This is a genomic window from Streptomyces sp. NTH33 (genome assembly GCF_003236365.1).
Classification (GTDB): Bacteria; Actinomycetota; Actinomycetes; order Streptomycetales; family Streptomycetaceae; genus Streptomyces.
Map to the genome: position 1 here is coordinate 1 of NZ_POTZ01000242.1, position 10,877 is coordinate 10,877.

Annotated in this window: 10 protein-coding genes and 1 pseudogene; 5 read left to right on the plus strand and 6 right to left on the minus strand. The window is 70.8% G+C overall.

The annotated features are described in order from the left end of the window. Both C1I97_RS22035 and C1I97_RS22040 read left to right on the plus strand, forming a co-directional pair. Positions 1 to 437 (plus strand): glycoside hydrolase family 3 C-terminal domain-containing protein (locus C1I97_RS22035; protein ID WP_181446854.1); only part of this gene is annotated, 437 nt, incomplete at its 5' end. A 133-nt stretch (positions 438 to 570) separates the two neighbouring features. Next, on the plus strand, positions 571 to 1,203 hold the full coding sequence (locus tag C1I97_RS22040) for a hypothetical protein (RefSeq protein ID WP_441349138.1): 633 nt from the start codon (positions 571 to 573) through the stop codon (positions 1,201 to 1,203). A 30-nt stretch (positions 1,204 to 1,233) separates the two neighbouring features. Here C1I97_RS22040 and C1I97_RS22045 read toward each other — a convergent pair whose 3' ends face one another. The 6 genes and pseudogenes from C1I97_RS22045 to C1I97_RS22070 form a co-directional block, all read right to left on the minus strand. Continuing rightward, complete coding sequence (locus C1I97_RS22045) at positions 1,234 to 2,685, minus strand: S28 family serine protease (RefSeq protein WP_111004939.1); 1,452 nt, start codon at positions 2,683 to 2,685, stop codon at positions 1,234 to 1,236. A 108-nt stretch (positions 2,686 to 2,793) separates the two neighbouring features. Then, entirely contained in the window at positions 2,794 to 3,183 is a 390-nt protein-coding gene (locus C1I97_RS22050; protein ID WP_111004940.1) for a hypothetical protein, read from the minus strand. Positions 3,184 to 3,276: 93 nt separating this feature from the next. Then, positions 3,277 to 7,017: an ABC transporter ATP-binding protein gene (locus C1I97_RS22055; protein WP_111004941.1), complete on the minus strand. Its 3,741-nt coding sequence runs from the start codon at positions 7,015 to 7,017 to the stop codon at positions 3,277 to 3,279. A 95-nt stretch (positions 7,018 to 7,112) separates the two neighbouring features. Continuing rightward, a pseudogene (locus tag C1I97_RS22060) lies at positions 7,113 to 7,976 on the minus strand (serine hydrolase); the annotation flags it as partial. A 132-nt stretch (positions 7,977 to 8,108) separates the two neighbouring features. Then, complete coding sequence (locus C1I97_RS22065) at positions 8,109 to 8,444, minus strand: hypothetical protein (protein ID WP_111004942.1); 336 nt, start codon at positions 8,442 to 8,444, stop codon at positions 8,109 to 8,111. After that, on the minus strand, positions 8,441 to 8,755 hold the full coding sequence (locus C1I97_RS22070) for a hypothetical protein (protein WP_111004947.1): 315 nt from the start codon (positions 8,753 to 8,755) through the stop codon (positions 8,441 to 8,443). Before C1I97_RS22070 ends, C1I97_RS22065 begins: the two co-directional genes overlap by 4 nt. 170 nt (positions 8,756 to 8,925) lie before the next feature. Between C1I97_RS22070 and C1I97_RS22075 the strand changes: the two genes are divergently transcribed. Genes C1I97_RS22075 through C1I97_RS22085 form a run of 3 tightly spaced genes read left to right on the plus strand, consistent with a single transcriptional unit; the run spans position 8,926 to position 10,644 of the window. Beyond that, the gene (locus C1I97_RS22075) at positions 8,926 to 9,720 is read left to right on the plus strand and encodes a helix-turn-helix domain-containing protein (protein WP_111004943.1); all 795 of its coding nucleotides are present in this window, start codon (positions 8,926 to 8,928) and stop codon (positions 9,718 to 9,720) included. Continuing rightward, positions 9,713 to 9,979, plus strand: coding sequence for a DUF397 domain-containing protein (locus C1I97_RS22080; RefSeq protein WP_111004944.1), 267 nt, complete (start codon positions 9,713 to 9,715; stop codon positions 9,977 to 9,979). Before C1I97_RS22075 ends, C1I97_RS22080 begins: the two co-directional genes overlap by 8 nt. A gap of 56 nt (positions 9,980 to 10,035) precedes the next feature. Further along, entirely contained in the window at positions 10,036 to 10,644 is a 609-nt protein-coding gene (locus tag C1I97_RS22085; protein ID WP_111004945.1) for a hypothetical protein, read from the plus strand. The last annotated feature ends 233 nt before the right edge of the window (positions 10,645 to 10,877 follow it).

Sequence of the window (10,877 nt, forward strand, 5' to 3'; positions counted from 1 at the left end):
CCACGGGCCCGCCCACCGGCGTCCTCGCCGCCGCCCTCACCGAACTGGGCTTCACCGCCACGGCCCTGTCGACCGGCACCGCCCCCTCGGCGGCGGCCATCGACCAGGCGGCCGCCGCGGCGCGGGAGGCGGACGCGGTGGTGGTCGGGACGTACAACGTCACGGCGGGCAGCTCCCAGAAGACCCTGGTGCAGCGGCTCCTCGCCACCGGCCGCCCGGTGATCGCGGTCGCGATCCGCAATCCCTACGACGTCGCCCACCTGCCCTCCGTCCCGGCCCACTTGGCGGCCTACTCCTGGACCGACGTCGAACTGCGCGCCGCCGCACGGGTGATCGCCGGCCGGGTGAAGCCGCGAGGGAGGCTGCCGGTGCCGGTGCAGCGGGCCGACGATCCGGTGAAGGTCCTCTACCCCGTCGGATACGGCCTGTCGTACTGACCGGGCTCGCGCATCGGACGTACGGCGCGTACGCCGTGCACCCGGCCCACCGCCCCCGACTGGCCCAAAGCGTCCCCGCACGTCTGGCGTGGCCCCGCCGCGACGGGCCACGCTGGTCGGGGGTGGACCGGGGATGGCGATGCGCGGGAAACGGCCGACGGGGCCGGAATGGGCCCTGCCGGCGCTGCTCACGGCCCTGCTGGCAACCCTGCTGACGGGCTGCCGGCAGACGTCCGGTTCCGTGGAGTTCGGGGCACCGCCCGGCGGTATGCCGACGCAGCCCTCCGGCTACGGCACGGTGTTCCTCGGCGTCGACGAGTGCAGTTCCTTCGGCACGACGAGCTTCACCGAGGTGCCGTGCACCGGCGAACGGGCGGCGGCCCGCGTGATCGCCCGCCACGACGGCAGGCCGGCCGACGGGCCGCCGTGCCCGCCGGCCACCGACTTCGTGCTGCACATCGGCGCCCAGCCCGCCGCCGACGGCGAAGGCGTGATCCCGCAGGGCTACGCCTGCATGCGCAACCTGCAGCCGCCGCACCCCGGCGATCCCGGCGGCGGGGGCGGGCCGCGCACCGTCGTCGGCGACTGCGTCTACGGCGCGGGCCCCGGCGAGGTGCGGGAGACCGCGTGCGACGGCTCGGGGAAGAGGAAGCCGGAGTACCAGGTGGTGCGGGCCGTGCGCAGTCGCGCCCGGTGCCCGGCGTCGACCGCCCTGTACGTGCGGCTGGGCGGGGACGAACCGGTGGGCTGCGCCCGGAGGCTGTGAAGCCGTGCGTCCGGACGCAGCCTCAGCGGCTTACGGCCTGAGCGCCGGCTCGCGCTCCACGTCACGCACGTCCAGCTTGGCGTCGTAGCGGGCCAGCGGCTTGGCCACCGACGGGTTCGCCTGGACCGTCGAGGTGGCGACTCCGGCCCACTCGAGGATCCTGGCCGTGGCGAGCGCCTTCTCCTCCGGGACGAGACCGGCGACGTTCGCGCCGTGGTTCATGCCCGGCGCGGTGAGGACGTAGGAGTCGCGTGCCCCGTGGCCGAGGCGGAACGGCTCCGCGCCCCACGGGTCGTTCTCCCCGTAGACGAAGAGCATCTGGTGGGCGTGCCGGCGCACCCAGTTGTCCACGTCACGCATCGCCGACGGCTGGAACTTCATCGGGATGGAGCGCGGCACGTAGTTCCGCGGCGGCTGGTAGCCGTAGCGGATCAGCTTCTTCTCGATGTGCGGGAAGTGGACGGTCGGCGCTCCCAGCTGCGTGCCCGCCTGGTAGTAGTACGCCGTGTAGGGCTCCAGGCCCTGGTCGGTGTAGAAGGAGAACCCGGCGATGTCGTCGACGGAGTCCCAGATCTGCTGGTCGGTGGCGTTCTTGGCGTCGCCCGGGATGGTGGCGCAGTCCGTCAGCCGGCCGTACTGCCAGAAGCCCCACACGTAGTCGAGGACGACGGCCTCGTACGCCCTGTCGAGGCTGCCGACGGTGGTGAAGGTGTAGCCGTTGTCGGCGGCGTACTGGGCGTACTTGTTCTTCAGCGTCTCCCGGCGCACCAGCGCCTCGCGCTGCACGCCGTTCAGCCGGTCGCGGCAGTCCTTGGTGCTGACGGTGGCGAAGAAGCGGTCGTAGGCGGAGTCCTCCTTGTCGACCACGTCGTTGGGGGCGACGTAGGCGACCACACCGTCCATGTCACCGGGGTAGAAGCGCTTGTAGTAGGTGGCCGTCATGCCGCCCTTGGAGCCGCCGGTGGCGATCCAGTTGTGGGAGTAGACCGGCTTCAGGGCCTGGAAGATGCGGTGCTGGTCGCTGGCGGCCTGCCAGATGTCCAGCTTGGACCAGTCGGCCGGGGCCGGCCGGGACGGGGTGAAGAAACGGTACTCCATGGAGACCTGGTTGCCGTCCACGATCTGGGTCGGCTCGCGGCGGCTCGGCGTCGTGGAGACGTTGTACCCACCGGTGTAGAAGACCGTCGGACGGTCGACATCCTTGTGCAGCACGGTGATCCGCTGCTCGAAGGTGCCCTTCGACGGGTTCCGGTGGTCGACCGGCTGGGTGTAGTTGAGGACGAAGAAGCGGTAGCCGGTGTAGGGCCTCTCCTGGATCAGGCTCATGCCCGGTATGGCCAGCAGCCGGTCCTTGATGTCGGTGTCCGTGCTGCTTGCGGTCCCGTTCACGGCTTCCGGCTGGGCCGCGGTGGCCGTCCCCGCCGTGCTCACGGTGCCGATGAGCACCGTGAGCGCGAGCAGCCATCTGAGCGCCTTGCGCATGCGCCCTCCCTTTCAGACAGGTGTTCGCCGGAAGCTATCGGAGCAACTCGGGTGCACACCAGAGGTGTAGGGGAAAACCCTCTACGGTGTCAGGGATTCGTCGCGCGCTCAGCACAGGATCCAGTCGCTGCGCACCGACTTCGACCCCACCGATCCGGCGACGCGCACGCACCGGCGGCCGGCGTGCACGGTGACCGGGCCGGCGTGCCGGGAATAGCGGCCCTTGTCGGTGACCGGACGGTTGCCGCGGGCCTGCACGGTGACCGACATCTTCCGCTTGGGGCCCGGCTTCTTGGCGCGGGTGAGGGCACAGACGTAGCCGTCGCGCTTGTAGACGTGGACGGAACCGGTGGCGAACGGGAGCGTCCCGACCTGACGGCCCGCGCAGGTGGACTCGGCCGCCTGTGCGGTGCCGGGCGCGGTGAGCGCCAGCAGCCCGGCCACGGTCAGTACGACGACGCCGAGCGCCGGCCACCGGCGTATCGCACCACTGTCCACATCCGCCCCCCTCGCGACAGTTACTGAAGCGTACAGATGTACGGACGCGGCACATACGCCGGATGGTTGCGCTCCGCCGGTCGTACCTCGCGCTCAACGGGACGCGCTGACCGGCTCCTCCGGCTCGGGGGCGCCGACGAAGGTCCGCCACAGTGCGGCGTACCGCCCGCCGCGGGCCAGGAGTTCGTCGTGCGTGCCGTCCTCGGCGACCCGGCCGTGGTCCATCACCACCACCCGGTCCGCGCGGGCGGCCGTCGTCAGCCGGTGGGCGACCACCAGCGTGGTGCGGCGGCCCGCGAGCCGGTCGGTGGCCTGGTTGACCTGGGCCTCGGTGGCCAGGTCGAGCGCGGCGGTCGCCTCGTCGAGCAGCAGGATGTCGGGGTCGACGAGCTCGGCGCGGGCCAGCGCGATGAGCTGGCGCTGACCGGCCGACAGGTTGCGTCCGCGCTCGGCGACCTCGTGCAGGTAGCCGCCCTCCAGCAGGGCGATCATCTCGTGCGCGCCGACGGCCCGCGCGGCGGCCTCGACCTCGGCGTCGGTGGCGTCGGGGCGGCCGTAGGCGATGGCGTCGCGGACGGTGCCCGGGAAGAGGTACGCCTCCTGCGGGACGACCCCGAGCCGGTGCCGGTACGCCGTGAGGTCCAGCGCCCTGAGGTCCGTGCCGTCCACCGTCACCCGGCCACCGGTCGGGTCGTAGAACCGGGCCACCAGCTTCACCAGGGTCGACTTTCCCGCACCGGTCTCGCCGACGAACGCGACGGTCTGCCCGGCGGGGATGCGCAGGTCGATGCCACTCAGCGCCGCATTCCCCTCGTCGGCGGCGCCGTACGCGAAGTGCACGTCCTCGAAGGCGATCTCCCCGCGCAGGGCGGGCACGTCGAGGGGCTCGGCGGCGGACTTCGTGGACGTCGGTTCCCGCAGCAGCTCCTGGATGCGGCCGAGGGAGACGGACGCCTGCTGGTAGCCGTCGAAGACCTGGGAGAGCTGCTGGACGGGCGCGAAGAACAGGTCGATGTAGAGCAGGTACGCCACCAGGGCGCCCGTGGTCAGCGTCGCCGCCTCCACCCGGCCCGCCCCCGCGATCAGCACCGAGGCCGCCGCGACCGAGGACAGGAGCTGCACGAACGGGAAGTAGACCGAGATCAGCCACTGTCCCCGGATGCGGGCCCTGCGGTAGCCGTCGCTGCGCTCGGCGAACCGCCGCCCGCCGTCCCGCTCGCGCCGGAACGCCTGCACGATCCGCAGCCCCGCCACCGACTCCTGCAGGTCGGCGTTGACCACCGACACCCGCTCACGGGCCAGCTCGTACGCCTTCACGCTCGCCCGGCGGAAGAAGAAGGTGGCGACGATCAGCGGCGGCATCGTCGCGAAGACGACCAGCGCCAGCTGTACGTCGATCACCAGCAGGACGACCATGATGCCGAAGAAGGTGACCACGGAGACGAACGCCGTGACCAGACCCGTCTGCAGAAATGTCGACAAAGCGTCGACATCGGTCGTCATCCGGGTCATGATCCGCCCGGTCAGCTCGCGCTCGTAGTAGTCCAGCCCGAGCCGCTGGAGCTGGGCGAAGATCTTCAGGCGCAGCGAGTACAGCACGCGCTCGCCCGTGCGTCCGGTCATCCGGGTCTCGCCGATCTGCGCCGCCCACTGCAGCAGGACGGCGAGCAGCGCGAGCAGGGAGGCCGCCCAGACCGCGCCGAGGGCCAGCCGGGTGACGCCCTGGTCGATGCCGTGCCGGATCAGGACGGGCAGCAGCAGGCCCATGCCGGCGTCCACGGCGACGAGGCCGAGGCTGATCAGGAGCGGCGGGCCGAACCCGCGCAGGAGGCGGCGCAGGCCGTAGGACTTCTCCGGGCGGACCGCCTGCCGCTCGTCGATGCCGGGGGTGTCGGTCGCGGGCGGCAGGGCCTCGACCTGGGCGAGGAGCTCGGGGGTGGCCGGGCTGCCCGACAGGGCGGTGTCCTTCGGTTCCCGGTCGCCGGTCCACAGCCGCGGCGTCACCCCGCGCTCCGCGTCGAACTCGGCGTCCAGCTCTTCCCTTACGGAGGTGTCCTCCTGCGGTGCGGCGGGCCGCGCGTGGCCCGGGGAGACGCCGCCGAGCTCGTCGGGGTCGGTGAGCAGGCGCCGGTAGAGGGCGCAGCGCTCCTGGAGCTCGTCGTGCGTGCCGATGTCGGCGAGGCGGCCCTGGTCGAGGACGGCGATGCGGTCGGCGAGGTTCAGGGTGGAACGGCGGTGGGCGATCAGGAGGGTCGCACGGCCCTCCATGACCTGCCGCAGGGCCTCGTGGATCTCGTGCTCGACGCGGGCGTCCACGGCGGAGGTGGCGTCGTCCAGCACGAGCAGGCGCGGGTCGGTGAGGATCGCGCGGGCGAGCGCGATGCGCTGGCGCTGGCCTCCGGAGAGCGTCAGACCGTGCTCGCCGACCGTGGTGTCGTACCCCTCGGGCAGCTCGGCGATGAAACGGTCGGCCTGGGCGGCGCGGGCGGCCGCCTCGATCTGCTCCTGGGTGGCGTCGGGGCGGCCGTAGGCGATGTTGTTGCGGACCGTGTCGGAGAACAGGAAGGAGTCCTCGGGCACCAGCCCGATCGCGGCCCGGAGCGAGTCCAGGGTCAGCTCGCGCACGTCGTGGCCGCCGACCAGGACGGCGCCGTGGGTGACGTCGTAGAAGCGCGGCAGCAGCAGGGAGACCGTGGACTTCCCGGAACCGGAGGAGCCGACGACGGCCAGCGTCTCACCGGGGCGGATCTCGAAGGACAGGCCCTTCAGTACGGACCGGCCGTCCGCGTACCCGAACGACACGTCGTCGAACTCGACGGTGGCGGACACGTCGGCGGGCAGCTCCTTGGTGCCGTCGGCGAGCGTGGGCTCGGTGTCGATCAGCTCCAGGACGCGCTCGGTGCCCGCCCGGGCCTGCTGGCCGACCGTGAGGACCACGGCGAGCATCCGGACCGGGCCGACGAGCTGGGCGAGGTAGGTGGAGAAGGCGACGAAGGTGCCGAGCGTGATGTGCCCGCGCACCGCCAGCCAGCCGCCGAGGGCCAGCATGGCGACCTGGCCGAGCGCCGGCACCGCCTGCAGCGCCGGGGTGAACCTCGCGTTCAGCCGGATCGTGCGCAGCCGCCCGGCGAACAGCCGCCGGCCGACCTCCCGCAGCTTGGCGGTCTCCTGCTCCTCCTGCCCGAAGCCCTTCACCACGCGCACGCCGCTCACCGCGCCGTCGACCACTCCCGCCACGGCCGCGGCCTGGGCCTGCGCGTACCAGGTGGCGGGGTGCAGCTTCGTCCGGCTGCGTCTGGCGATCCAGCCGAGGGCCGGGGCGACGGCGAGGGCCACCAGGGTCAGCGGCAGCGACAGCCAGGCCATGATCATCAGGGAGATCAGGAAGAGCAGGACGTTGCCGATGGTCATCGGCAGCATGAAGAGCAGGCCCTGGATCAGCTGCAGGTCACTGGTGGCGCGGCCGACCACCTGTCCGGTGGACAGCTCGTCCTGACGGCGGCCGTCGAGCCGGGTGATCGTCCCGTACATCTCCGTCCGCAGGTCGTGCTGGACGTCGAGGGCGAGCCGGCCGCCGTAGTAGCGGCGGATGTAGGTGAGGACGTAGACGACGAGCGCGGCGCCGATCAGGGCGCCGGCCCAGGGGGCCATACGGCGGCTGTGGCTGCCGATCACGTCGTCGATGATCACCTTGGTGATCAGCGGGACGACGGCCATGACCGCCATACCGGCGAGGGATGCGCCGAGGGCGAGGACGACGTCCTTCGGATACCGCCAGGCGTACGAGGCCAGCCTTCGCGCCCACCCTCGTGCTTCCGCCGGTTGCGCTGCCACGTCGGTGCCTCCCTGACGACCTGATCTTCCGCAAGGCACCAACGCGGGCGGGAGCGGATTTCATCCCGCCGCGACGATCCGCCCCGCGGGCGCCAGCCGCTCGGCGGAACCGCCACGAACGCCTCCTTGGGTGCGGTGGTCGGTGTGTAACGCGCTGTGCCCGCCGTCGTGGGGACCAGATCCTTGTGGATGGCCTTGGCGATGTTCTGGATGGTGGTGACGCCGTAGTTCATGGTGCTGTTGTCCTGGGTGAGCACCGTGATCATGTAGTCGCGGCCGGCGCCGTCGAAGGTGCCGACGCTGTGCACCCGCCAGCCGTGGGTGGAGCGCTGCAGCCAGCCGTTCTTGACGTGGATGGCCACGGAGGACGGCGCTCCGGCGGGCGTGCCCCAGCGCTGGGAGGAGACGACCTGGCCCATGAGCTTGAGGAGGTAGGCGCGGGAGTTGTCGCTCAGCACGGAGTTCTTCGCCGTGATCAGTGCGAGCAGCTTCTGTTCGTCGCGCACGGTGATCCGGGTCAGACCCCAGTAGCCGTTCGCGCCCGGCTTGGTCTGGGTCATGCCGGCCGCCTTGAGGAAGCCCTTCACCTTCGTCACGCCCAGCTGCTTCCACAGGGTGGAGGTCGCGCTGTTGTCCGACTTGGTGATCATCGCCTTGGCGAGGGTGGACTCGCGGGTGGTGAGGTAGCGGTTGTGCTTCTTGGCGTCCCACAGCAGGGTTGCGAGGACGGTGACCTTGACCACGCTGGCGGAGTCGTAGGCCGTCGACCCCCTGAGCGTGCAGGTCGTCTTCGTGGTGCGGTCGAGCAGACCGACCGCGACGGTGCCCTTGCGGCCCTTCATGGCCGCGGTGATGTCCTTCTGCAACTTGGCGGCCAGCCCCGCCTTGCCGGACGTGCAGCTGACCGTCGGAGCGGCGGCCGCCGCGGGCGTCGCGGCCGCCGTACAGGGAATCAGCATCCCGGCTCCGACCCCCGCCGCGAGCACTCTGGCGCGTCTGGATATCCAGTGAGTCATGCACAGTTGACGCGCGGCTTCAGGGGAATGGTTGTGCGAACGGGCCAGGAATTGACCGGTCGTTATCAAACGTGCTCAGGAATCGGTGTCCTCGGGGAGGTGAGAACCGTCCGGGTCGTCGTGTGCGGACGCGGCCAGGCGGGCACCCCGGCTCTCCGCGATCCGGTGCACGTCGGTCAGCGCCTCGTGCATGCGCGCGAGCAGAAAGCGGAGTTGGGCGGGGGTCGCACGGTGGTCGGCGAACATGTCGGCGGCGTGGCCGAGGAGTTCACCCGCCATGCCGAGCTGCACGGCTTCGATGGCGTCGGCTCTCCGGGAGAGGTGGCCGGTTCCGTCGGTGAGGAGGTAGCAGGGCTTGCCCTCCGGCCCCGTCCAGGGCAGCAGGCGTGCGGCCCCGACACCGCGCCTCACGCCGTCACCTCTGCTCCGTGAAGGACACGCGGCCCTGCACCGGTGCCGTGGACGGCGAGCCACAGCGCGCGGCGGCGGGCCTGTTGCCGCCTGGCTTCCTCGCGACGCTCATGGGCCACGAGGTAAGGGCGGACCAGGGCGTTGTCCTCACCTCGGAGCGGAAAGGCGCCGGCCTGCCGGGAGGTCGGCGCTTCGGCCCGAGGGGTGAACGGCCTGCGGCTGGACGGCGCGGCGGCGCGGCGGCGCCGCCCGCGGCCCGGCAGCAGGAGCCGTAGCAACGGCTCGAAGAGACGGGCGGTACGAGAACTCACCTCGTCGACTCCTTGGATTTCGGTTTCGTCGATGACCACGTCCCGGACCGGTCGCACGGTCACGGAGGTCTCGCTTTGTGTAGCGACCCACTCACAGCGTGCGACGATTCGGGCTAGGCTCGCCAGAGGGAAGTCGGTGACAGAGCTCTTGTCACAAGGGGGCTGGCGGTTTGGGCAACACCTACGGCGACTGGCTCAAGGCACAGCGCGAGGCGGCGGGCCTTACGCAGCAGCAGCTCGCCGACATGACGATCGTGACGCGCTCGTACATCGCGCACATCGAGGGAGGCCGACGGATCCCGTCCAAGCAGGACGCACGCCGGCTCGACACGGCTCTGAACACGGGGAACGTGCTGAGCAGTTTCCTGCCGGAGCAGGACGCGGCGGTCGCCGACTACTTCGAGGCGGCGCGGCTTCTTGAACAACAGGCGGTGATGATCCGTGAGTTCGCCCTGTCGTTCGTGCCGGGCATCCTCCAGACAAAAAGGTACGCGCGTGCGGTCCTGAGCACGGCATTCCCTCCGGTGGGTGATGAGGAACGTGACAGGCGCCTTGTCACACGCCTTGAGCGCGCGAAGATTCTCGACGATCCGGTGACACCGGTGGTATGGGCGCTGCTGGACGAGGCGGTGTTACGCCGCCGGATCGGCGGACCGGATGTCATGGCGGAGCAGATTCATCATCTCGTGCGCTTCGCCGAGGTCGGCCGGATCCAGGTGTACGTCCTGCCGTTCGCGTTGGGTGTCCACCCGCTCCTGAGCAACATGCTCACGCTGATGTGGTTCGAGGACCAGCCGCCCATGGCCTACGGCGAGGGCCTGCACATGGGCAAGATTCACGATGCCCCGTCCGTGGTCCAGGAGCTGCAGCATCGCTACGATTTCGCGCTGGGCAATGCACTGCCGCTCAAGGAGTCACTGGCTCTGCTCAAGGCGACAGCAAGGGACTACGAACGCCATGACTGACCGACCCATTGCGAACGGGGCCGCATTGCGGGGCTGGCGGAAGTCATCACACAGCAACGACCAGGGCGGTAGCTGCCTGGAGGTCCTCGATGGCCATGCTTCCGGGGTTCCCGTGCGGGACTCCAAGGTTCCGCGGGGTCCGGTGCTGGTCTTCTCGGTGTCCGGCTGGTCGTCGTTCATCGCCGCCGTCAAGGAAGTCCCCCCTCCACCTGAAACGGTGAGCATCCGAGCCACCACTGTCCCTCCATCGCTCATTTGAGTGCACAGGTGGCATTCACCCACCAGGTGCTCACGCTTTTTCGCAGAGTGGGTGGGATGAGCCAGGGATTCGCATACGGTCACCACCCGCACAGCACAGGACATGTGATCTCCACGGTGCGCACACTGATGCGCACCGACGGCCTGGCCGTACCCCTGGCCACCATCGCTCGCCACTGCGGAACGTCACGCAACTTCCTCTACGCCAACTGGAGGACCGTCTCCGCGCTGCACCTGCTCGCGCTGAAGGCCGAACTCTCGCACGCCTTCGACACGGCGGACCGCACACGCCCCAGCGACGGCACCGTCCAGGGGCTCACCGAGCACCTGGCGCAGGTGGTGCGCGTCATCCGCCGCCATCCCACGACCGCTGCCGTCGCCCGGTCCTCCCCCGAGGCGTTCTCGGCGGCGTACACGGCGACCGAGGGTCCGCTGCTCCAGGTCGCGATGGAACGCATCGCTGATCTGCTCCACCCTCTTTGCCCGCGCGGCGGAATCTGGGGCGACTCGGCACTGGCCTCCAGGCCCTGGAAAATCCTGTGGATCGCCCGCCCCGCCGCTCTCTGCCCCGAAGCCGTCGGCGACCAGGAGTGGGAAGAGGCACTGGACGGCGCCTTCACCCAACTGCTGCACGACCTGCTCGCCCCCTGGTCCACCGCCCGGTGACAGCGGCTCGGTGCGCCGGCGGGTCCGGAAGCCGCCCGGTCGGGGCTCGCCGGCACCGTCCAGGCCGAAGCGGTGCCGTTCCTCATGCCCCACCGCACAAGCTCGGACACCGTCGGGACCGGAACGGCCGACGGCGAGCGCGGGAGCGGACAGGCAGCGCTTCGCGTCGCACTCGTCCTTGCCCCCCTGCCCCCGCCCACCACACTGCGACGGCAGCGCTTCCCCGGGTGGAC